Origin of the sequence: Rhodanobacter sp. Col0626 (genome assembly GCF_049994385.1) — a bacterium.
Taxonomy (GTDB): domain Bacteria; phylum Pseudomonadota; class Gammaproteobacteria; order Xanthomonadales; family Rhodanobacteraceae; genus Rhodanobacter.
Window position 1 is genome coordinate 2,360,822 of record NZ_CP188260.1, and the last position, 22,499, is coordinate 2,383,320.

The 22,499-nt window shown below is 63.2% G+C and carries 20 protein-coding genes and 3 tRNA genes; 5 read left to right on the plus strand and 18 right to left on the minus strand.

Annotation, left to right across the window (positions count from 1 at the left end; all coding sequences use genetic code 11):
• Window positions 1–44: 44 nt before the first annotated feature.
• Window positions 45–782 (plus strand): response regulator, encoded by a 738-nt coding sequence (locus ACPPVV_RS10030; RefSeq protein WP_426699761.1) that lies wholly within the window; start codon window positions 45–47, stop codon window positions 780–782.
• On the opposite strand, the gene recO is transcribed toward ACPPVV_RS10030, so the two are convergent.
• From recO to ACPPVV_RS10085, 11 genes are all read right to left on the minus strand, one after another.
• Window positions 779–1,498, minus strand: a complete 720-nt coding sequence (recO, locus tag ACPPVV_RS10035; RefSeq protein ID WP_426699762.1) for a DNA repair protein RecO — start codon at window positions 1,496–1,498, stop codon at window positions 779–781. The genes ACPPVV_RS10030 and recO overlap by 4 nt on opposite strands.
• A 70-nt stretch (window positions 1,499–1,568) precedes the next feature.
• Complete coding sequence (gene era, locus ACPPVV_RS10040) at window positions 1,569–2,501, minus strand: GTPase Era (RefSeq protein ID WP_426699763.1); 933 nt, start codon at window positions 2,499–2,501, stop codon at window positions 1,569–1,571.
• 121 nt (window positions 2,502–2,622) lie between these two features.
• Entirely contained in the window at window positions 2,623–3,282 is a 660-nt protein-coding gene (gene rnc / locus ACPPVV_RS10045) for a ribonuclease III (RefSeq protein WP_426699764.1), read from the minus strand.
• Window positions 3,283–3,285: 3 nt separating this feature from the next.
• Window positions 3,286–3,669: a DUF4845 domain-containing protein gene (locus ACPPVV_RS10050; RefSeq protein ID WP_426699765.1), complete on the minus strand. Its 384-nt coding sequence runs from the start codon at window positions 3,667–3,669 to the stop codon at window positions 3,286–3,288.
• A gap of 186 nt (window positions 3,670–3,855) precedes the next feature.
• On the minus strand, window positions 3,856–4,767 hold the full coding sequence (lepB, locus tag ACPPVV_RS10055) for a signal peptidase I (RefSeq protein ID WP_426699766.1): 912 nt from the start codon (window positions 4,765–4,767) through the stop codon (window positions 3,856–3,858).
• 99 nt (window positions 4,768–4,866) lie between these two features.
• Window positions 4,867–6,660, minus strand: coding sequence for a translation elongation factor 4 (lepA, locus tag ACPPVV_RS10060; protein WP_426699767.1), 1,794 nt, complete (start codon window positions 6,658–6,660; stop codon window positions 4,867–4,869).
• 198 nt (window positions 6,661–6,858) lie between these two features.
• Window positions 6,859–8,328: a Do family serine endopeptidase gene (locus ACPPVV_RS10065; RefSeq protein ID WP_426699768.1), complete on the minus strand. Its 1,470-nt coding sequence runs from the start codon at window positions 8,326–8,328 to the stop codon at window positions 6,859–6,861.
• A 172-nt stretch (window positions 8,329–8,500) separates the two neighbouring features.
• A complete protein-coding gene (locus ACPPVV_RS10070; RefSeq protein WP_426699769.1) occupies window positions 8,501–9,175 on the minus strand; it encodes a sigma-E factor negative regulatory protein in 675 nt (224 codons plus the stop codon).
• A gap of 9 nt (window positions 9,176–9,184) precedes the next feature.
• Window positions 9,185–9,766 carry an RNA polymerase sigma factor RpoE gene (gene rpoE, locus ACPPVV_RS10075; RefSeq protein ID WP_426703212.1) on the minus strand — a complete coding sequence of 194 codons (582 nt, stop codon included), beginning with the start codon at window positions 9,764–9,766 and terminating at the stop codon, window positions 9,185–9,187.
• A 208-nt stretch (window positions 9,767–9,974) separates the two neighbouring features.
• A complete protein-coding gene (locus ACPPVV_RS10080) occupies window positions 9,975–12,536 on the minus strand; it encodes an EAL domain-containing protein (RefSeq protein ID WP_426699770.1) in 2,562 nt (853 codons plus the stop codon).
• A gap of 13 nt (window positions 12,537–12,549) precedes the next feature.
• Window positions 12,550–13,044, minus strand: coding sequence for a hypothetical protein (locus ACPPVV_RS10085; RefSeq protein ID WP_426699771.1), 495 nt, complete (start codon window positions 13,042–13,044; stop codon window positions 12,550–12,552).
• Window positions 13,045–13,353: 309 nt separating this feature from the next.
• Between ACPPVV_RS10085 and ACPPVV_RS10090 the strand changes: the two genes are divergently transcribed.
• The gene (locus tag ACPPVV_RS10090; protein ID WP_426699772.1) at window positions 13,354–15,435 is read left to right on the plus strand and encodes a 3-hydroxyacyl-CoA dehydrogenase NAD-binding domain-containing protein; all 2,082 of its coding nucleotides are present in this window, start codon (window positions 13,354–13,356) and stop codon (window positions 15,433–15,435) included.
• 90 nt (window positions 15,436–15,525) lie between these two features.
• Here the strand turns inward: ACPPVV_RS10090 and ACPPVV_RS10095 are convergent, their stop codons facing one another.
• From ACPPVV_RS10095 to ACPPVV_RS10115, 5 genes are all read right to left on the minus strand, one after another.
• The gene (locus ACPPVV_RS10095) at window positions 15,526–16,101 is read right to left on the minus strand and encodes a DUF2058 domain-containing protein (protein WP_426699773.1); all 576 of its coding nucleotides are present in this window, start codon (window positions 16,099–16,101) and stop codon (window positions 15,526–15,528) included.
• A gap of 36 nt (window positions 16,102–16,137) precedes the next feature.
• Window positions 16,138–16,362: a SlyX family protein gene (locus tag ACPPVV_RS10100; protein ID WP_426699774.1), complete on the minus strand. Its 225-nt coding sequence runs from the start codon at window positions 16,360–16,362 to the stop codon at window positions 16,138–16,140.
• On the minus strand, window positions 16,359–17,702 hold the full coding sequence (locus ACPPVV_RS10105; RefSeq protein WP_426703213.1) for a UDP-glucose dehydrogenase family protein: 1,344 nt from the start codon (window positions 17,700–17,702) through the stop codon (window positions 16,359–16,361). Before ACPPVV_RS10105 ends, ACPPVV_RS10100 begins: the two co-directional genes overlap by 4 nt.
• Before the next feature lie 151 nt (window positions 17,703–17,853).
• A complete protein-coding gene (locus tag ACPPVV_RS10110; RefSeq protein WP_426699775.1) occupies window positions 17,854–18,621 on the minus strand; it encodes an FKBP-type peptidyl-prolyl cis-trans isomerase N-terminal domain-containing protein in 768 nt (255 codons plus the stop codon).
• Window positions 18,622–18,778: 157 nt separating this feature from the next.
• Entirely contained in the window at window positions 18,779–20,551 is a 1,773-nt protein-coding gene (locus ACPPVV_RS10115) for a cation:proton antiporter (protein ID WP_426699776.1), read from the minus strand.
• Window positions 20,552–20,723: 172 nt separating this feature from the next.
• Here ACPPVV_RS10115 and ACPPVV_RS10120 point away from each other — a divergent pair.
• The 3 genes from ACPPVV_RS10120 (at window position 20,724) to ACPPVV_RS10130 (ending at window position 20,996) form a co-directional block, all read left to right on the plus strand.
• A tRNA-Ala gene (locus tag ACPPVV_RS10120) sits at window positions 20,724–20,799 on the plus strand.
• Between the two features lie 9 nt (window positions 20,800–20,808).
• Window positions 20,809–20,884 (plus strand) — tRNA-Glu (locus tag ACPPVV_RS10125).
• Between the two features lie 35 nt (window positions 20,885–20,919).
• A tRNA-Asp gene (locus tag ACPPVV_RS10130) sits at window positions 20,920–20,996 on the plus strand.
• A gap of 45 nt (window positions 20,997–21,041) precedes the next feature.
• Here ACPPVV_RS10130 and ACPPVV_RS10135 read toward each other — a convergent pair.
• Window positions 21,042–21,512: a DUF1249 domain-containing protein gene (locus ACPPVV_RS10135; protein WP_426699777.1), complete on the minus strand. Its 471-nt coding sequence runs from the start codon at window positions 21,510–21,512 to the stop codon at window positions 21,042–21,044.
• 26 nt (window positions 21,513–21,538) lie between these two features.
• A complete protein-coding gene (gene ppsR / locus ACPPVV_RS10140) occupies window positions 21,539–22,354 on the minus strand; it encodes a posphoenolpyruvate synthetase regulatory kinase/phosphorylase PpsR (RefSeq protein ID WP_426699778.1) in 816 nt (271 codons plus the stop codon).
• Between the last annotated feature and the right edge of the window lie 145 nt (window positions 22,355–22,499).

A 22,499-nucleotide genomic window follows, 5' to 3' on the forward strand; every position in this document is an offset into this window, starting at 1 on the left:
TCGCGCCATTCTGCCAAATTACGCTGAACGACACGGATTTCGTTATGACCAGCCTGCCCGCACAACCTGATTTCGCCCCCGCCGACAGCCCCAATCCCCGCGTACTGGTGGCGGATGACGACCCGGCGAGCCGCCAATTCCTCTGTGACGGACTGCGCTCGCTGGGCGCCGACGCGCAGGGTTGTGCGGATGGCCTGATCGCCCTGGAACGTTTACACGCCGGCACTTTCGACCTGCTATTGCTGGATTGCCGCATGCCGGGCGCCGGCGCACTGAGGATTCTCACCTTGTTGCGCGAGGCGACGCCGACGCGCGCGATCGACAGCATTGCCGTGGCCACCACGGCCGAACTGGAGCCGGGCGACCGCCAGCGGCTGGTCGATGCCGGTTTCAGCGAAATCCTGATCAAGCCGTGCGGCCTGGCCGACCTTCAGCGCGTGCTGACGCTGGCGCAACCGGATCGCCACGACGCCTGCGTGCTGGACGATCGCTCCGCGATGATCACCACTGGCGACACCACCACCATGCGGGCATTGCGATTGTTGTTGCGCGAGGAACTGGCCATCCTCCATCAGGAGCTGGACGCCTTGAGCCGCGATCCGACCGACTTCAGTGAACGCCTGCACCGGCTGCGCTCGGCGTGTGGCTTCTGCGGCGCCACGACATTGTCGGCCCAGACGATCCTGCTGCAGCAACAACTGCTGCAACACGACGTGACGCCGATCGCGGTGGCACGATTCCGCAAGGCATTGCTGACGACCTTGCAGGCGCTCGACCGTTAGGAACCGGGGCGACGCGACACCGCCATTGCCAACACTCGCCAGGCGCGCAGTTCGCCCCCGCCAAGATGGAAACGGATGACCTCGCGTATCAGGTCACGCAGGGCCTTCAGGCCGGGAGCGTCGGGCATCTCGTCGCGCTCGAGTGCCAGCAGGTCGCGGCCGCGCAGCACCTGCGGGCCATGGGCGGCGCAGCGCACGGCGCCCTGCTCGACCATATAGCGGTAAGTCGCATCCGGCTCGATCGCTTCGCCGGTATCGGAGTCATGCTGCAGTTGCAGGCCATAGCCGATGGTGCCCAGCAGGTCACGTTCGAAACGGCGCAGGCTCCAGGCCAGCGATTCCCCCGCTGCCAGCCTTGCCAGCGTTCGCGCGTAAGCGTCGAACAGCGACGGATAGGGATCCTGCCTGCCGGTAAGGCGCACCACCAATTCGTTGAGGTACAAACCGGCAAGTCCGGCGTCGCCAGGCAGCCGCGTCGATGTACCCATCGTCTCGACCGCGGTCAGCGTGGCCATCTCGCCGCGCAGCAGCAGATCCATCGTCAATGGCTGGAAAGGCTCCAGCTGTGCGCGCCGCAGGCGTGCCTTCTCACCGCGCACCCCACGCGCCACCACGCCCAACCGGCCATGTTCGCGGGTCAGGCATTCCAGCAACAACGACGTCTCGCGATAAGGCCGCGCGTGCAAGACGTAGCTGGGTTGCTGTTCGATGCGCATGGGTCACCGGAACATGAGACGGGGAACATCGCAGCTTATCGTTTCTGCTCCCTGTTCCTCGTTCCCGCCCTCAATCCGTATAGCCGAACTTCTTCAGCATGTTCTCGTCGTCGACCCAGCCTTCGCGCACCTTGACCCACAGCTTCAGGAACACCTTGCGCTCGAACATGCGTTCCATGTGGCGCCGTGCGCTGGTGCCGATCGCCTTCAGCTGGGCGCCGCCGTTGCCGATCACGATAGCCTTCTGGCCGGCGCGCTCGACCCAGATGATCGCGTGGATCTCGGCGATGCCGTCGGGGCGGTCGTTGAATTGCTCGATCTCGACCGTGGTGGCGTAAGGCAGTTCCTGGTCGAGCCGCAGCATCAGCTGCTCACGCACCATTTCGGCCGCCAGGAAACGCTCGCTGCGATCGGTGACCTCGTCCTCGCCAAACACCGGCGGCTGCACCGGCAGGCGCTGGAGAATCGCTTGCTCCAGCTCTTTCAGGCCCTGCTCCTTCAACGCACTGACGTAGTGAATCTCGTCGTACGTGTGCTTGGCCACCAGCTCGGCCACAAACGGCAACATCACGGTCTTGTCCTTGTTCAGGTCGACCTTGTTGATCACCAGCAGGCGCGGCGACGATTGCTCGATCAAGGCGGCGTACAGCGCCTCGTCCTCGTCGGTAAAACGGCCGGCCTCGATGACCTGGACCACCAGATCGACGTCGCTGATCGCCGAGCGCGCGGCGCGGTTGAGGCTGCGGTTCATCGCCCGCTTGGCGCCGCGATGCAGGCCCGGCGTGTCGACGTACATGATCTGCCCGGCTTCGCTGGTGTTGATGCCCAGGATGCGGTGGCGGGTGGTTTGCGGTCGCGGGCTGATGATCGACAGGCGAAAGCCGATCAAGGCATTGAGCAGGGTCGATTTGCCCACGTTGGGTCGCCCGGCCAGCGCCACCATGCCGCAGCGGAAATTCTCATGCGGCAAGGTGCCGGCGGCGGGGTCCAGTTCGTGGTTCATGGCGTGAAATGCTCGGCAGGTCAGATGGCAAGTGTAGTGCTTCGCCGGAAGCGGCGGCGGCGGACGGATCCACCACGCCATGTTCCGCCGATCCGGCGGTGCATCGGCAAAAAGGGAAAAATCAGGGTTTGCGCCGCTGTTCCAGCAGCTGGTTGAGCACGCTTTCGGCGGCATCCTGCTCGGCGGCACGTCGATTGCCGCCATGCGCCGAGGCGGTGAGCGGCACCGGCTCGCCAATGGTGCAGCTGACGTCGAAGGTCTTGGCGTGGTCTTCGCCGTGGCTGGCCACCAGCTCGTACTGCGGCAGCGGCAGGCCCTTGGCCTGCAACCACTCCTGCAGCCGCGTCTTGGCGTCCTTGGAGGATCGGCGCAACGCCACGATGCGTTCGTTGAACAACCCGCGCACGGTTTCCCGGCAGGCATCGAAACCGCCGTCCAGATAGACCGCAGCCACCAGCGCTTCGAACGCGTCGGCCAGGATCGAATCACGCCGAAACCCGCCGCTCTTCAGCTCGCCGGGCCCGAGCTTCAATCCGTCGCCCAGATCCAGCTCTCGCGCCACCACGGCCAGTTCCTGGCCATTGACCAGTTGCGCCCGCAATCGCGACAACTCGCCTTCACTGGCCTTGGGGTGAACCTCGTACAACATCTCGGCGATGATCGCCCCGAGCAAGGCGTCGCCGAGGAATTCCAGCCGCTCGTTGTTCGGCTTGCCGATGCTGCGGTGGGTCAGCGCCAGTGCGGTCAGCGCCGGATCGCGAAAACGATAATTCAGTTCCAAAAGTTACTGGCCCACGTTGCCCTGCAGCGCCACGCTCTTGTCGAAGTGCAGCAGGAAGTCGATGTTGTACATGAACGGGATCTGCTTGTCGTAGGTCACATTCAGCTGGCTGGCACCGCCGGCATTACGCTGGATGGTGATGTCCTTCGGCTTGATCGTGGCGTCGTCGACGTACTGGAAGTTCATCTTGAACATCAGTTCGCGGCGGATCTCGTCCAGCGACTTGCCGTTGGTGCCCTCGGTGGCGATCTGGTTCATCGCCTTGGCCACGCCCATGTATTCGGAATAGGACGGAAACAGTTTCATCGCCATGTAGGCAAAAAAGCCCACGATGGCCATGATGATCAGAAACCCGATCAGGGTGACGCCCGTCTGCCTCGATTTCATAGTCCCCTCGCTATGCCGCCCGTGGGCGTGCCTTTCTTGTGGATGATCCGGTGTGACGGCCTGGCCCGTTCCCGCCGGCGTGCCGATTATGCCTGCGGATTCTCGCACTGTCGGCCGCCGCGTGTACGCCACATTTCGATCGCGTCACGCTTTGGCCAATCGATGGCGGATGGCGACCGCCCTTGTTCAGTGGATCACGGTGCCGATGCGCGAGAAATCCACGCCACCGGTGCCCATGCCCTTCCAGCTCATCCAGATCAGGAACGCCTTGCCCGCCAGGTTCTGTTCCGGCATGCAGCCCCACCAACGGCTGTCGAGGCTGTCGTTGCGGTTGTCGCCCATCACCAGGTAGCAGCCGGGCGGCACCTTCGACGGTACGCGGTCGTTGGGAATCGAGTTGGGCATGGTGTAGGCGGGCATCTGAGCCGTGGCGTGGTTGACCACGCTACCGTCTTCGCGCGGCAGGTGTTCGGTCCAGACCGTGGCGCCCATGTTCAGCATGAGCTGATCGACCGTGCGCCGCGGATTGCCCAGGTAGGGGCCGACTTCGTCCGATGTCACCCGCTTTCCGTTGACCAGCAATTCGGCGCCATGCACTTCCACGGTATCGCCCGGCAGGCCGATGACCCGCTTGATCCAGTTCTGTTGCGGCACCGGCGTATTCATGTCGCTGCAGCTCTCGTCGCCACTGCGTACCACCTTGCCACCGTCCTGGCACAGGTAACCGGGGAAACGGAACACCACCACGTCGCCACGCTTCGGTTCGCCGAGATCGACGAACTTGTTGTTGAACGCCGGCAGACGCAGACCGTAGGCGAACTTGTTGACCAGGATGAAATCGCCCACGTCCAGGGTCGGCATCATCGAACCGGACGGAATCCGGAATGGCTCGGCCACGAACGAACGCAGCAGCAACACCACCAGCACCACCGGAAACAGCGAACGGGCCCAGTCCACCGGCACCGGATCGCTGTATTCCGTGCCAGCCGCATCCAGCCGCGCCTTGCGCTTGCGGTACAGAAACAGCCGATCCAGACCCCACACCACACCGAACAGCACGGTGAGGGCTAGCAGGATCGCTGAAAAATCAAATTCCATGTGTTGCTCCTTCGCAGCCGGGAGTCGGAAATCGGGGATGGGGAATCGTAGAACGACTGGCCACGATTCCCCATCCCCGATTTCCGGTTCCCCGCCTGGTTATTTGTCCACTCTCAATACGGCAAGGAAAGCTTCCTGCGGGATTTCGACCCGACCTACCTGCTTCATGCGCTTCTTGCCTTCCTTCTGCTTCTCCAGCAACTTCTTCTTGCGGCTGACGTCGCCACCGTAGCATTTGGCCAGGACGTTCTTGCGCAAGGCTTTCACGGTGGAACGCGCGATGATCTGCGCGCCAACCGCGGCCTGGATGGCCACGTCGAACTGCTGGCGAGGGATCAGGTCCTTCATCCGCTCGACCAGCTCGCGGCCACGGCGATCGGCATGGCTGCGGTGCATGATCAGGCTCAGCGCGTCGACCCGGTCGCCATTGATGAGCACATCGGTGCGCACGAACGGGCCGGCTTCGAAACGGTCGAAGTGGTAATCCATCGAGGCGTAACCGCGCGAGACCGACTTGAGGCGGTCGAAGAAATCCATCACCACCTCGGCCAGCGGCATCTCGTAGCTGATCTGCACCTGGGTTGCCAGGTACTGGATCGAACGTTGCACGCCGCGCTTTTCCTCGCACAGGGTGATCACGTTGCCGATGTAGTCCGGCGGCGTGAGGATGTTGGCGACGATGATCGGTTCGCGGATTTCCTGCACCAGGCTGGAATTCGTCGGAAGCTTGGCCGGGTTGTCCAGCAGCATGGTGGTGCCATCGCTCTTCAGGACTTCGTAGACCACGGTCGGCGCGGTGGTGATCAGGTCGAGGTCGTACTCGCGCTCCAGCCGCTCCTGCACGATCTCCATGTGCAGCATGCCGAGGAAGCCGCAGCGAAAACCAAAACCCATCGCCTCGGAGGATTCCGGCTCGAAGAACAGCGCGGCGTCGTTCAGGCGCAGCTTGTCGAGCGCCTCGCGCAACGCGGGGTAATCGTCGGACGACACCGGGAACAGCCCGGCGAACACCCGCGGCTGCATGTGCTGGAAACCGGGCAAGGCTTTGTCGGCAGGTTTGCCGGCGTGGGTCAGCGTGTCACCGACCGGCGCCCCGTGCACGTCCTTGATCGATGCGTTGATCCAGCCCACCTCACCGGCACCCAGCTTGTCCAGCTTCTTGCGCTTGGGCGTGAACACACCCACGTCGCCCACCTCGTGGGTACGCCCGGTGGACATCACCAGCAGCTTGTCGCCGGACTTGATCTCGCCCTGCATCACGCGCACCAGCGACACCACACCCAGATAGTTGTCGAACCAGGAGTCGATGATCAGCGCCTGCAACCGGTCGGTATCGCGCGGCTTCGGCGGCGGGATGCGCGCGACGATGGCCTCCAGCACCTCGATCACGTTGAGTCCGGTCTTGGCACTGATCGCCACCGCATCGGTGGCGTCGATGCCGATCACCGCCTCGATCTCACCCTTTACCTTCTCGATATCGGCGGTGGGCAGATCGATCTTGTTCAGCACCGGCACCACTTCCAGCCCCATCTCCACCGCGGTGTAGCAGTTCGCCACCGACTGCGCCTCGACGCCCTGCGCGGCATCCACCACCAGCAACGCGCCTTCGCAGGCAGCCAGCGAGCGGCTGACCTCGTAGGAAAAATCGACGTGGCCGGGCGTGTCGATGAAATTGAGCTGGTAGGTTTTGCCGTTGCGTGCGGTGTACGGGAGCGATACCGACTGCGCCTTGATCGTGATGCCACGCTCACGCTCGATCGGATTGGTGTCCAGCACCTGCGCCTCCATCTCACGGTCGGCCAGGCCACCGCAGAGCTGGATGATGCGATCGGCCAGCGTCGATTTGCCATGGTCGATATGGGCGATGATGGAGAAGTTGCGGATCAATTCCATGGAGCGCTGGCGGCCTGTCGAGCTTGGGTCCTGCCACCACGCACCATGCGTGGCGGCGCATCAACCGTTGGGCGATGCTAACCCGGCATTATCGCATGGAACCAGCCACCGCCACCGCGCCACGACATGCGACATAGGCAACGTCCGATCTGGAGCATTGCCCATGCCGATCCCTTGATACGGTGACCGATCCGGCGATTATTTATCGTCCGGCACCGTAAGCCCGACAAAATTGCTCTGGTCGCCACGGCGGACCAGCAACAGGACGGTGCTACCGGCCTTCACTTCTTTGGTCGCGGCCTGGAATTCGGCCACGCTGCCGATCTTTTGCTGGTTGACCATCAGGATCACGTCGCCCGCCTGCAAGCCGGCCTGCGCCGCCACCGCACCGGTGATGTCGCCGATCGCCACGCCCTGCCCCGGTTTGAGGCCAAGCTGCTTGCGTGTGTCGTTGTCCAGGGGTTGCACGGTCATGCCCAGGGCAGCCGAACCGCTGTGTCCTGCCGACGCCGCACCGCCGCCGTTGCTCATCGCATCGTGATCGCGTGACGCCTCGCCGATGGTGACGCTGAGCATCTGTTTCTTGCCGTTGCGCAGGATCTCGACGGGAACCTTCGTGCCCGACTTGGTCATGCCAACCAGCGGCGGCAGGTCAGACGCCTGCTGCAGCGTTTGCCCGTTGTAGGACAGGATGATGTCGCCGGCCTGGACGCCGGCCCTGGCCGCACCACTGTCGGGGGACACGTCCACCACGGCGGCGCCTGCACCGTTGTCGAGCTTGAATGCCTTGACGATATCGTCATCGACCGGCTGCACGGTCACGCCGAGCATGCCGCGCGATACATAACCCTTGCTCTTGATCTGCTGCACCGCGTTCATCGCCACGTCGATCGGGATCGAGAACGACACGCCCATGTAATCGCCGGTGTTGGAATAGATCTGCGAATTGACGCCGACCACGCGACCCTGAAGGTCGAACAGCGGACCACCCGAATTGCCGCGATTGATCGGCACATCGGTCTGGATGAAGGAGGTATACGGTTGATCGCGCTGGCCAAGATTGCGTCCCACCGCGCTGACGATGCCCTGGGTCACGGTGTAGTCGAAGCCGAACGGCGAGCCGATCGCCAGCACCCATTGGCCCGGCTTCAGGTTGCGCGAGTCGCCGAGGCTCACCGCCGGCAAGCTGCCGCCGGCGTCGACCTTGAGCAGCGCAATGTCGTAAGTGGGATCGGTACCGATCACCTTGGCGGTCAGCGTGCGCCGATCCTGCAACCGCACGGTCACCTTGTCCGCGTGGTCGACCACATGGTTGTTGGTGAGGATGTAGCCGTCACTGGAGATGATGAAACCCGAACCTAGCGAAGTGTGTTTTTGTTCCTGCGGCGACGGCATCATCGGCATGCCGAAGAAGCGCCGCAGTATCTCGGCCTGCGGGTCGTCGGGCGTGTCCTGGCCGGGCATCATCTGGCCGCGCATGCTGCGACCGGCGGCCTGTTTCTCGCCGGTGTACTTGGCTTCGACGTGGACCACGGCGGGCGCGTTCTTCTGCACGATACCGGTGAAATCGGGCAAGGCCGCAACAGCCGTCTGCGCCTGGACTGTGCCGATACCGGCAAGACTCAGCAGCGCGCAGCAAGCCAGGGTACGCAAGATGGATGGGTTCATGACTCCTCCTTGGTTGAGCTTAGCCTGGAAGGCATCAGGCTGGATGTAGTGGGGTTCAGTTGGTGCAGACCGCCAAAGCGCCAGGCACATGCCGTCCTCCGATCCTTGGCGGCATCGGAAGGAGGCAAAAATGTTGGTAGTAACGGCCGCGGGGGTTACACGCGGATGCCACTTACTGCCCGACGGCGGCCCGACGCGAGTTGTCCGGCGCAACCTGTTGCTCTGGGTCCAGCAACAACAGGTAGCTGCCGTCGTTGTTGTCGAGCGTCCGGTAGCGATGCATCGGCGGATAACCTGCCATGCGTCGCGAATACCCCGACTGGTTCGGGCCGAACGGCGAACCCAGCGTGGCCGAAGCCTGCTGACTGAGCAACCCGGCCGAATTTCCGCTCAGCCACGGCGGTACGGCGGCAGGGGATGTCGGTTTATCTGTCGACGAGGTGGTGGCGGCGATCACCCCGGTTGGCCGGGAGGCGGCTGCCGTCGTGATGCTGCGTTCGGCATCACCCGTTGGCTGGCCGATCATCAGCGCGGCCGCCGCCACGCTGGCGGCAATCGCACCGCCGGTCGACCAGCGTAGCCAGTGGTTGCGACGAACGGTGCCTGCCGGTTTGGATTCCTGCCCGATCGCCAGCATCACGCGACCGGCAAACCCGGTGGGAGCCATCGGCGGCAGTTGCCGGCGCAGGCTGTCGCGCGCGATGTGATAACGAGCCCATGTCTGTTGCAGCGAGGCGTCGTGGTCGAGTCGGCGCAGCAAAAAACGCAGCTGCTCCTTCGACAACTCGCCATCGATGCCGGCGGAAAGACTCTCCGCGGTGTCCTGATTCATGCCTGCCTGATTCATGTCTGATCCTCAGCGGTCCGACAACAGGGGCCGCAGCTTCTCGTCAATCGCTTCGCGTGCCCGGAAGATACGCGAACGCACCGTACCAATCGGGCAGCCCATCGCTTCGGCGATTTCATCGTAGCTGAGGCCATCCACTTCGCGCAGCGTAATGGCTGTCCGCAGCTCTTCGGGCAACGCTTGGACAGTGGAAAACACCGATTGTTCAATTTCCTGACGCATCAGTTCGCGTTCGGGCGTGGCGCTGTCATGCATGCGCTCGGCCCCAGCCATGAACTCGGCATCGTCGGCGTCGATGTCACCTGCCGGCGGACGACGCCCCATCGCGACCAGGTGGTTCTTGGCGGTGTTTACCGCGATCTTGTACAACCAGGTATAGAACGCGCTGTCACCGCGGAACGAGCCAATCGCCCGCCAGGCGCGGATAAACGATTCCTGTGCGATGTCCTCGCACTCCGCATGACTTCTCACATAACGCGAAACCAGGCCGATCACCTTGTGCTGGTATTTGCGCACCAGCAGATCGAAGGCCTGTTTGTCTCCTTGCTGGACACGCTCGACCAGCGCACGATCCAGTTCGTTTTCGCCCATCCGGGCCGTATCCGTCGTCAATGCCGTCATCCGCTGCGGAAGCTTGTTTTTGAACTGAACGCGGCGCTCTGACCACAGTCGGGCGCCCAAGTTCAGCTTGCGTGGGTACTTCCAACCTTAACGCACGGACCGTTGGCAGGTTGTCATGCCCGGCCGGGATCCCTTCCGGCATGGACCAACGCCAGTTATGGGGTCACCTGCCGGTGGCTCAAGCCGGCTCGGCGACGCGTCCTTCCAGCAACCGTTGCCGCTCGGCCAACAGTTTGTCGAAGCTGATCGGTTGCAGTGGGCGGCAGAACAGGTAGCCCTGCAATTCGTCGCAATCGTGCGCCCGCAGGAACTGCAGGTGTTGCTCGATCTCGACGCCCTCGGCCACCACGGTGCGATTCAGCCGGTGCGCCATTTCGATGGTGGCTCGCACGATCGCCTCGTCGTCGGGATCCACCCCGATGTTGCGCACGAAGCTCTGGTCGATCTTGATGCGATCAGCAGGCAGCCGGCGCAGGTAGTCCAACGAGGCCGCCCCGGTGCCGAAGTCGTCGATGGCGATATGGCAGCCCAGTTTATGCAGCGCGTGCAGGTTCTCCACCAGGTTGGGCGCGGCCTTGATGCTGATGCTTTCGGTGATTTCCATCTCCAGCAAGGTCGGATCCAGACCGGTTTCACGCAAGACGGCGGTCACGGTATCGAGCAGCTGTGGCTCCATCAACTGTACGGCGGAGAGGTTCACGCCAAGGCGCAGGCGCAGGCCGTAACGCTGCTCCCATTCCTTGGCCTGACGGCAGGCGGTGCGCATCACCCATTCGCCGATCGAGACAATCAGGCCGCTTTCCTCGGCCAGCGGAATGAAAACCGCCGGGCTGATCATGCCCAGCTCGGGATGTTCCCAGCGCACCAGCGCTTCCATGCCCACGATGTCTTCGGTACCGGTGTTGACCTGTGGCTGGTAAACCACACGCAGCTCGCCGTTGCCCTCGGCATGCCGTAGCCGTGACTTCAGCGCCATGCCATGTTCCTGGGCGTACTCCGGGCTCACTTCGTAGATCTGGAAATTGTTGCGACCCAGGTGCTTGGCGGCGTACATCGCCTCGTCGGCATGCTTGAGCAGGGTTTGCGCGTCGCCGGCGTCGTCGGGGAAGAAGCTCAAGCCCATCGACGTGGTCACCTGCAATTCGGTGCCGTCATCGAGGTATAGCGGCGTCTCCATCACCTGGACGATCTTCTCGGCCACGCGCAGTACATCGTCGTTCTTCACGATGTGCCGCAGCACGATGGTGAATTCGTCGCCGGCATAACGGGCCACCGTGTCGGAGGCACGGATACTGCCGCACAGGCGCTGGGTCACCGTGCGCAGCACCTGATCGCCGGCAGCATGGCCATAGGTGTCGTTGATCGCCTTGAAACGGTCGAGGTCGACAAACAGCACGGCGAAGCATTCGCCGTTGCGGGTCGCCTCGCGGATGATCGTGTCCAGCCGGTCGTTGAACAGCAACCGGTTCGGCAGGCCGGTCAGCGCGTCGACCAAACCTTCTGCGCGGCCCTGCTCGCGGGTACGACCCAGCTCCAGCATCTGCGCAAAACGCGCCGCGGCACAGCGCAATACCGGCTCGATGATGCCCATCTCGCCGAAACCCTTGTGGCTGCCGGCCAGCATGGCGCCAAGTACGGTGTGGCGTTCGTCGTGCAACGGCAAGCCTGCGAAACCGGTCAGATCCAGCTGTTGCAACAACGGATCGATCGACGCCAACCGCTTCGCATCGGTCCGGTACAGGATGGACTTTCCGCCCAGCACCAGTTGCAGCGAGCTCTGCAATTGCGCCGGAGGCCAGACCGGATTCTCGCCATTCCAGAGTTGCAGCAGCTGGGTCGGCGCATCGGCGCCGTCCCGACGCGCCGACCAGACGGCGAGGTAGTCCAGGCCCAGCTCGTCGAACAGCATGCGCCCCGCCGCGACCTGTGCATCCACGCCACTGGTTGAGGCAAAGATGCGCGAAAGCAGCGACAGGGCGGCTTCCGCCCGAAGGTCTGCACGGTCGCTGCGGAACATCAACGCCAGCGCATCACGTCCACCTTGCCGTATGTGCCGCACACTGGCTTGACCGGTGTCGACGCCCTGTGCGGACTTGCGCTGGCATGGATACCAGCCGCGATCGGCGTCAGCCAGCACCCGTGCGAGGGGAATGCCTTCGAACCGCAGGACCTGCGACAGCGGCAAGCCCTCCCACTGGCTGGCATGCAGGCGGCTGTGTCGCGCGACGGTGGGGCTGACTTCCAGCAGGCGATGAGTCTCGGCATCGGCAATCAGCCATTCAACATCTCCTTCCTCGAAGACGTAGCGGTAATCCTCCTGGGCACCGTCGGCTGACGCGGCGGTCTGGCGCGGCCCCCGACGACCGCCCTGCGAACCCCGCCAGCGCGCCACCAGCTCGCTGCCGATCCGGCTGGCGGATAGCCAGTCGGAAACCCCCATCGGCAGGTCGGCAGGATTGAGCGTGGCCTCTTCGGCCAGCACCGCGATCAGCGGTGTATCGGCACCACCAGGCAGGCGCCGCAATTGTTCGCAACTGTGGCGTGCCTGCTGTTCGTCGCCAGTCAGCACGACCACGATCAATTGCAGTGGAGGCAGCGGCGGGCGGCCTTCCAGCAGGATCGCAGCGTGTGGAACATCGCGCGCGCTGTGGATCTGCGGATAACCCGCCTGATCGAGCGCGTCGAACAGGCCGCGGCGCAATTCACGCTGGGCGGCAACCACCAGGATCCCGGAATTCATCTGCGTTCCTGTCTCAAACCAACCAGCGGCCATCACGCAGGCGCAAGCGCAGCGGCTGGCTGTCCTTTCCGTCCAACTGGGTGGCCAGCTCGCCCAGATGGTCAGTCAGCGCTGCGGGTGCATCGATCAGTACGACGCGCCGCAAATGCTCCTTCGGCGCGCGAGCGAGTTGACGCAGCAAGGTGGCGTCCATCGCCGACAACGGCAGCTCCAGCCCGAACAGGAAATAGACACCGAAGTGCATGCTTTGCTGCATGTAGCGCAGGGCATTGCCCAGCCGCTGACAGTCCGGCACCCGCACGTGGAGGTCGCGCAGGCTGCCCAGCCCGGTATCGGGTTGCCACAGATAGATCGCCTGCCCGGTATGTCGCGCGATCGCGCGGAACTGATCGATCAGCGCATGGACGTCCTTGCTGTCCAGCAAAACCAGGCCACTGGGGGCAGCCAGAATCCGCTCGAAAATCTCGGCGCCGGCTTGCGGTGGAGCGGAGGCCATTGCGGAAGTCATTGCGTCCCTGTGCTGCAGTTTCGAAAACGGCACCAGGGATCAACTCTGGTTCGCCGATGGCTGACTACGCGCTGGTCGGGCGTACCCGGCGATTGCGTGGCCCATTGAAGCACGATGAATCATTCCGTTGTCCCGTCCGACAGCCGTGACGTGGCCGCCGCCCTGTCTGACCGGTCCCGCCGGCCGGTTCTTCGAACCTCATCCGATTTCACACCGGCTTCATGGGTCGGTCAAGCGAGTCGGTCACATCTCGCAATCAAGACGTCAGAACGGTATGGTTCAGACCTCCTCCACCACGCCTGTATCCCCATGTTCGAAGGATTGCGCTTCAACCACTGGAAGACCAGCGAAGGCGACGACGGCATTGTCACGCTGACCCTCGATCGCGTCGGCAGCAGCGTCAATGCGATTTCCCGCGCGGTGCTGGACGAACTCGAACAGATCGTCGAACGACTGGCGATCGACAAACCTGCCGGCGTCATCATCCATTCGGCCAAGCCTTCGGGTTTCGCGGTGGGTGCCGACATCAAGGAGTTCGTCGAATACGCCAGGCACGACACCGTGCTGGAAAACATCGAGCACGGCCAGCGGGTGTATGAATCGTTGGCGCGCCTGCCCTGCCCCACCGTGGCTGCCGTGCACGGTGCCTGCATGGGCGGCGGCACCGAACTTATCCTGGCCTGCCGCCAGCGCATCGCCGCCGACGATGACAAGACCCGCATCGCCTTGCCTGAGGTGATGCTTGGCATCCATCCCGGCTGGGGCGGCACGGCGCGCCTGCCGCGCCTGATTGGTGCGACCGAAGCATTGCCGGTGATGCTGACCGGTCGCGCGCTGTCGGCCAAACGCGCGTTGAGCCTTGGCGTGGTCGACCGGCTGGCCCGTTCGGAAGAACTGCTGACCGAAGCGCGCCTGCTACTGCGCCACGCCGCGCCGCGCCCGTTCGCGCGCCGCGCCAAGGCCTGGGCGACCAATACCTGGCTGGCACGCCAGATTCTGGCACCGGTGGTGCTGAAACAGACCGCCGCGAAAGTCCGCAAGGAGCATTATCCCGCGCCGTTCGCGATGATCGATGTGTGGAAGCGCGGTGGCTCCGGTATCCAGCAGCGGCTGAAGATCGAGGCGCGTTCGGTGGCAAAGCTGGCGAAGACGCCTACCGCGCAGAACCTGATCCGCATCTTCTTCCTGCAGGAGCGCCTGAAGGGCCAGGGCGGCGGCACCGATCCGGGCATCAAGCATGTGCATGTGGTTGGTGCGGGTGTGATGGGCGGCGACATTGCCGCCTGGGCCGCGTTCAAGGGCTTCGAGGTGACCCTGCAGGATCGCGAAATGAAGTTCATCCAGCCTGCGCTGGACCGGGCCCGCCAGCTTTACGAGAAAAAACTCAAGACTCCGGAAAAGATCGAGGCCACCGTCCGTCGCCTGCGCGCGGACGTCGAAGGGAGCGGAGTCGCTTCGGCGGATCTGGCGATCGAGGCCATTTACGAGAATGCCGATGCCAAGCGCGAACTGTACGGCAAGATCGAACCGCAATTCCAGGCCGATGAGATTCTCGCCACCAATACCTCCAGCATTCCGCTGGACCAGTTGCGTGAAGGCCTGAAGGCGCCGCGGCGCTTCCTCGGACTGCACTTCTTCAATCCCGTGGCGCAGATGCCGCTGGTCGAGGTGGTCCGGCACGACCAGCTCGACCCGGCCATCGAGAAGCGCGCGCTGGCGTTCTGCAAGGCGATCGGGAAGCTGCCGGTGGCGGTCAAGGGGACACCGGGTTTCCTGGTCAACCGCATTCTAATGCCGTATCTGCTGGAGGCCATGCGCTTGTACAGCGAAGGCGTACCTGGGCCGGTGCTGGACCGCGAAGCAAAGAAGTTCGGCATGCCGATGGGACCGATCGAACTGGCCGACACGGTCGGTCTGGACGTCTGCGCTTCGGTCGGCAAGGAACTGGCGCCATTCCTTGGGCTGGAGGTGCCCCCGGGGCTGGACGAGAAGCTCGAGGCGGGCAAGCGCGGCAAGAAGGATGGCCAGGGCCTGTACGTCTGGCAGGATGGCAAGCCGCAAAAGCCCGAGATCGACAAGGACTACGTGACCCCGCCGGACCTGCAGGAACGGATGATTCTGCCGATGGTCAACGAGGCTATCGCCTGCCTCGCCGACGGCGTCGTCGACGATGCCGACCTGCTCGACGCGGGCGTGATCTTCGGCACCGGCTTCGCGCCCTTCCGCGGCGGCCCGATCCAGTACGCGCGCACGGAAGGAGTCGACAAGCTCAAGGCAAAACTCGATCAGCTGGCCCAGCGTTATGGGGATCGCTTCAAGCCCAAGAATGGTTGGGACCACCCCGCCCTGGCGCAAAGTGGTCTCGAGCTGCCAGCTGCACCGGCCGCCTGATCCCACGCCGCGGTCGCCCATAAAAATGCCCGGCATGTGCCGGGCATTTTTTATCCGTCGTCCTGAACTTCAGGCGGGAACCCGCCGCGATCACCACATCAGATCGTCGGGCACGCCATCGTCGCCTACGCCGCCTGCCGCGGGATCGACCAGCAGCGCCAGTTGATGAGCATCAATGGCGCGCACCTGCTCGGCAATGTCGCGACTGACCAGCAGATAACGGCCCGCCTGCTGAACCACGCCCAGTTCGCCGGCGTTGAGCGCGGCCAGTTGCGCGCCATCGACGTGCACGCGACGGATCTTGCCGCCGTACTCGAAATTGCGTGGATGATCCGCCTCGGCCTTGTTCAACGTCTTGCCATCCAGCAGTCGCTGGATTTTCAACTTGCGCTCGCGGCGTAACCGGGCCTGTTCCGCCGCTTCCTGCTCGACCTGCTTGCGCTCGCGCGCTTCGGTCTGTGCCCTGATCGCGTAGGCCTTGGCCAGATCGATCTCTTCCTGGCTCCTGGCAGGGCGTGAAGCAGGTGACGACGCGTGCGGCTTGCCGCCCTTGCGCGCGGGTTTGCCGGACGGCGGCGCTGGACGCTTCTGTTCACGCACGCGGTCTTGTTGAACCTGTTTGACGATGCCGCTCTTGAGCAGCTGATCGCGCAGGGAATCGGCCATGTTGATGTTCCGTGGTCGGGATCGGGTATGGATGAATCAGTAATGTGGCGGCGGCGGTTCGTTGTGCGGATCGTCCGCTTGTCCCACGCGCATCGATGCCATCTCGCCGCGCAGGTCGCGCAACGCGCGCTCCAGGGCGGCAATCCGTTGGGACTGGTCGGCATCCGCCGTGGTCAGCCCCTGCACCGCCTCATCGATGAAGGTCAGCTTGACCTCCATTTCATCGAGCCGCTGTGCCAACGCGTCGTGCGACGGGTTCATCGGGGCATCCGCAGGCTGCGGCCACGGCCGATGCCGTAATAGGCCAGGCCCGCCTCTTCCACCACGGCAGGATCGTACAGGTTGCGTCCGTCGAAGATCGCCGGTTCCGCCAGCGCGGCGCGAATACCCGCAAAATCCGGGCTGCGGAATGCCTTCCACTCGGTGACCACAGCCAGCACATCCGCACCCTGCAACGCCTCGCTGGTGCTTTCGCACAGCACCAGGTCATCGCGTTCGCCATACAACCGATGCGCCTCTTCACGTGCTTCCGGATCAAACGCGCGCACTTTCGCCCCGGCGCTCCACAGGGCATCCATCAGTTGTCGGCTCGGCGCTTCACGCATGTCATCGGTGTTTGGCTTGAACGCCAGCCCCCACACCGCCACCGTCTTGCCGGCAAGTTCGCCATGGAAATGACGCGAAATCAATTCGAACAGTTTGTCTTTCTGCTGCCGGTTGACCGCTTCGACAGCCCCCAGCAGGAGCGCGTTGTAACCGTATCCGTGCGCAGTGCGTTCCAACGCCTGCACGTCCTTCGGAAAACACGAACCGCCGTACCCGGCGCCGGGATAGATGAAGTGATAGCCGATCCGCGGATCCGCGCCGATGCCCTGGCGCACCAGTTCCACATCGGCACCGACGCGTTCGGCGATGTTCGCGATCTCGTTCATGAAACTGATCTTGGTCGCCAGCATCGCGTTGGCCGCGTACTTGGTCAGCTCGGCCGAGCGCTCGTCCATCACCACCATGCGTTCGTGATTGCGGTTGAACGGTGCATACAGCTTGCGCAGAACCGCCACCGCGCGTTCGCTGGACGCGCCGACGATGATCCGGTCCGGGCGCAGGCAGTCGTCCACCGCCGCGCCTTCTTTCAGAAATTCTGGATTGGATACGACATCGAACTCGACGCTGGCATTACGCGCCGCCAATTCGACAGCAACCGCCTCGCGTACACGATCGGCGGTCCCCACCGGCACGGTCGACTTGTTCACCACGACCGCGTAGCGGTCCAGATGCTGGCCAATGGTCCTGGCCACCGCCAACACATATTTCAGGTCCGCACTGCCGTCTTCGTCCGGGGGTGTCCCGACGGCAATGAAGATCAGTTCAGCATGCGCGATCGCTGGTGCCGCTTCGGTGGTGAAATCCAGACGCCCACCGTCGTGGTTGCGTCGCACGATCGATTCGAGACCGGGTTCGTAAATGGGGATTTCGCCGCGTTTCAGGCGCTCGACCTTGTGTGCGTCGATATCGACGCACAACACGTGGTTACCCATTTCAGCCAGACAGGCGCCGGTGACCAGCCCGACATAACCCGTGCCGAAAATTGTGACTTTCATCATCGCTGCAACGATTCCCGTGGGCGTGAGCCGCTTATTCTAACCGCCGGCGGCACCACTCCCCCAACACCGAAAAGCAGAAGGGCGCGAATCGCTTCGCGCCCTTCTGGATTGCCGCGGGTCGTGGGACCGTTTCCGCAGCGGTTACTCCTTACTGACCAGGCTGTCCGGCCGGAGCCGCTGCGCCAGCCGGTGTCGGGCCAGTCTTGACCAGGGTCACGTCGAAAATCAGCGTGGCATTCGGCGGCATCGGCGGCTGCGGCTCTGCACCGTAGGCCAGCGACGACGGGATGAACAACTTGTAGTGACCACCCGTCTGCATCAACTGCAGGCCTTCGCGGAAACCCGGAATCACGCCAGCCAGCGGAATCTTGGCTGCGCCGCCACCCGGATGCTTGGCCGAAGCATCGAACACCTGGCCGTCGACGAAGCTGCCGGTGTAGTTGATCTCGACCGTATCGTTCGGACCCGGACGCGCACCGGTACCCTGGCTGACCACCTGGTACTGCAGGCCGGAGGCCGTGGTCTTCACGCCGGCAGCGCTCTTGTTCTTGGCCAGGAAAGCATCGCCCTCGGCCTTGTTCTTCGCGCCGAGCTTGGTCATTTCGACCTTGTACTTGCTCTGGATCTTGGCCATGAAGGCGTCATGCACCTGCTTGGCTTCGGCATCGCTCATGGTCGGCTTCTGACCGGACAGTGCAGCCTTGACTGCATTGGCCACGGCATTCGGGTCCAGCTCTTCACGCATGATCGGCGGAACCTGGGAAGCAATTTCCCAACCCACTACATAGCTGGCCTTGGCTTTGTCGACAGTACCGGCAGCGCCGGACTTGGCCGTCTGGGCGCTAACGCCCGCCGTCATGCCCAGCGCAACGGCCATCGCGACCGCCGTCAGCGTGGGACGCAGAAAATGCTTCATTTGTCACTCCCTCGTATATTGGATATGCCGGCGTTGCCAACCGGGCCTCCCCGATGGAGGCAGGCCCCGCATTGTGCGGTGCCCGCCCGGTCTTGGCAACGATCCCAACCTACGACCGTTCATCGAGATAAAGGTTCAGTGAACCGGTTCCGGTTGCTCAAACCGGCCCGGAACCATCGACGGGGGGCTCCGGTTTGTCCAGGGTCTCCTTCAGCGCTGCCTGCAACCGCGCATGCATGTGAACCAGGCTGCGCCACAACACCACCGCCAGAACCACGCCAAGCACGATCAGCGACAACGCGATACCGCGTGGCGGCAGAATGGCCGAACCCAGCGCGCTGACCAGCAAACCCAGCGCCAGCAGGGTGGCCAGTGGAATGATACGAGCCAGTACGTTGCGCATGGGCTGCGTATATGAACCGGCAAAACGCTCACGTATGCCGATCTCCGCCAGCAACATGCCCAACGCGCCAGCCTTGCGGTACACAGCGATCAACATCGGCAGGGACAGGAATAGCGCACACGCCCAGATCAGCGTATGGCGCAAATCGCGCTCGATGCCGAACATCGAGAACCAGCTCCAGTTATGGGCATTGACGTAGGCGCCGAGCACGAACAGCGCCACCACCAGCAGCACGTTGATCCCTATGTGCCAAAGCAGGCGCCGGAAGATCGCCGCCAGCGCGGCGTTTTCGTTGACCGGTTTCAGATTTTCCAGCCAGCCGCTGTAGCTGGTGGCCAGCACACGCATCGAGCGCGGGGTCACCCGGCGCAAACCGGTAGCCAGCCCGTCCGCGGAACGGTTCAGGTACGGCGAAGCCGCCATGCACAACACCGACACCGCCACGGTGATCGGGTAGATGAAGTCGCTGATCACCCCAAGCGAAAGGCCGAGCGTGGCGATGACAAACGAGAACTCGCCGATCTGTGCCATGCCCAGGCCGGACCGCAACGAAGTACGTGCGTCGTGTCCCACCACGAAAATACCCAGGCTGCACGCCAGCGTTTTACCCGCGATCACCACTGCAGCTATTGCCAGCGCCGGCAATGCGTACTGCAACAACATGGCCGGATCGATCTTCAGGCCGATCGCCACGAAAAACAGCGCAGCGAACATGTCGCGTAACGGTTCCACCAGATGCAATACACGACCGACGCTGCGTGCCTCGGCCACCACCGCGCCAGCGAGAAATGCGCCAAGCGCCACACTGAAACCCATCCACGCCGCCAGCAGGCTTGCGCCAAAACAGATACCCAGGACACTGACCAGCAAGGTTTCATCGCGGCCGAAACCGGCCACGTAATCCACCAATCGGGGCAGCAACAAAAGACCAAGAACCATGCCGACCACCACGAAAAGACCCAAATGGCCGATCAGCGTGAGCGCCGTCTCAGCCTGTACCGAACCGCCAATCGCCACGGCGGTCAACAGGGTGAGCATGACGATGGTCAACATATCCTCGGCCACCAGCAAGCCGACCACCAATTGGGCAAACGGCTGGTACCGCTGTCCGTTCTCCGCCAGCGTGCGGGTAGCCACCATGGTCGACGATAGCGAGACGGCCGCGCCCAGAAACAGCGCGTCCATGCCGGTCCAGCCGAACAACTGGCCGATGCTGAAACCCAGCCACAGCATCAGACCCACCTCACCCACCGCCACCGCCAGCACGCCGACGCCGACCTCGCGCAACTTGCGCACGCTGAATTCCAAGCCCAGCGTGAACATCAGCAACACCACGCCCAGGTTGGAAATGTCATCGATGGCACGCGGATCGGCGACCAGCGTGCCGGGCGTATGCGGACCGATCAGCACGCCGGCAAGGATGTAACCCAGCAACACAGGCTGACGCATGCGCTGAAACAGGATCGTGGTGGCGCCGGCGATCAGCATCACCACGGCAAGATCCTTGATGAAACCGATTTCGTGCATCCATCTCCCCAGTCGTCCGCGCAGGTTCATGCAGCTTAAACGAAGCACACCCAACATCCGATCGACCATCGGCGGGCAACGGTCCATCCGATCGACTCCATCGTTCAAACAGTTCCGAAAAAAAGCTTGACGGATATCGGACTCGGACCTATTCTTCCGGGCTTCCAGCGGCGGGGCCATAGCTCAGCTGGGAGAGCGCCTGCATGGCATGCAGGAGGTCGGCGGTTCGATCCCGCCTGGCTCCACCAACTTGAATTGTCCCCATCGTCTAGAGGCCTAGGACACCACCCTTTCACGGTGGACACCGGGGTTCGAATCCCCGTGGGGACGCCAAGTTGGCCCGCAAAGCTGGAAGATGTTGCAAATGCGGAGTGGTAGTTCAGTTGGTTAGAATGCTGGCCTGTCACGCCGGAGGTCGCGGGTTCGAGTCCCGTCCACTCCGCCACTATTCAAACAAGAAGCCCGCCCCGTGCGGGTTTTTTGTTGCCCGTCATTCCGGCTCGGCCTCACGCGTCAACGTGCCGGTGGAATGACCCTGCTCGGCAAGATATTCCAGCCAGCGGGAGAGAAAGCCGTTCATGCGCAGGCGATGCTGGAATACGGTGTGCACCGGTGAGAATGGACCCAGCACCTGCCAAAGGTGTCGACCGGGGTGGCAATGCATGGCCTCTGCCACGTGCGCATCGGTGTACATGCGCAGTTGCGCCGACGGCGCGCGCTGGCCGGTATGGGCATCGACAAAGTCGTAGGTGAGTTCGAGCTCCAGCGTGTATGGATGGCATTCCTGCACATGCAGGTGCACGTTCAATCCGTCATCCACGCTGGAGACGTAGCGGCCCGGCGCCAGTTGCTGCGGCGCGAACAAGCGCGTCAGCCGATGGTAGTTCTCCGCATACAACCCCATCAGGAACTCGAAACGTCCCGGCAACAGGCTGTGGCGATTGTCCAGTACGGCACTCATGAGGGGCGGCAGACTCCAGTCGACAATCAGAACATGGTCCGCTCGATACCGAAGCGGTCGAAAATCTTGCTCGCGATCTCCTCGATCGACACGTGCGTGGTGTTGAGGCTGGGAATGCCGGCCTGACGCATCAGACGATCGGCCTGTTCCAACTCCCAGCGGCATTGCTTCAGCGTGGCATAACGACTGCCGGCGCGACGCTGTTCGCGGATCTGCGCCAGACGTACCGGATCAATGGTGAGGCCATACAGCCGATCCTTGTACGGACGCAGGCGGGCCGGCAGTTCGAGCTTCTCGAGGTCATCGTCGGTCAGCGGATAGTTGGCGGCACTGACGCCGTAATGCAAGGCCATGTAGAGACAGGTCGGCGTTTTGCCGGAACGTGACACGCCGACCAGGATCAGGTCGGCTTCGGCGTAGTTCACGTCGATGCCGTCGTCGTGCGAAAGCGCATAGTTGGTCGCGTTGATGCGCGCTTCGTACTTGTCGAAGTCGACCATGCCATGCGAACGGTTGACCGCACCGGAACGCTTGGCGCCCAGTTCATCCTCCAGCGGGCCGATGAACGGTGCGAACACATCCAGCATCAACGCGCCGCTGGCGGCGACGATGTCGCACAGCGCCCGCTCGGCCATGGTATTGACCACGATCGGGCGCTGCCCGCTCTGCGCATAGTTGGTCTTGATCCTAAGCGCCGCCATCTCCGCCTTTTGGGCGTTGTCGGTGAACGGTAGCCGATGCTTGTCGAACCGCACGCCCTCGAACTGGGCCAGGATGCTGTTGCCAATCGTCTCCGCGGTAATACCAGTGGAGTCGGAGATGAAAAAAACCGTTCGCTGCATACGGAATCCTGGTCGCGGCAATGCATTTACCTGCACCTTAGCGCAAGCACAAAACACTGTCGCCGCTTGACTGCCGGCTGACTGGTATGCCGTTGGAATGACATTGCGTCGCAATGGTCTTCTTGTGCTTCGCACCATCGACAGC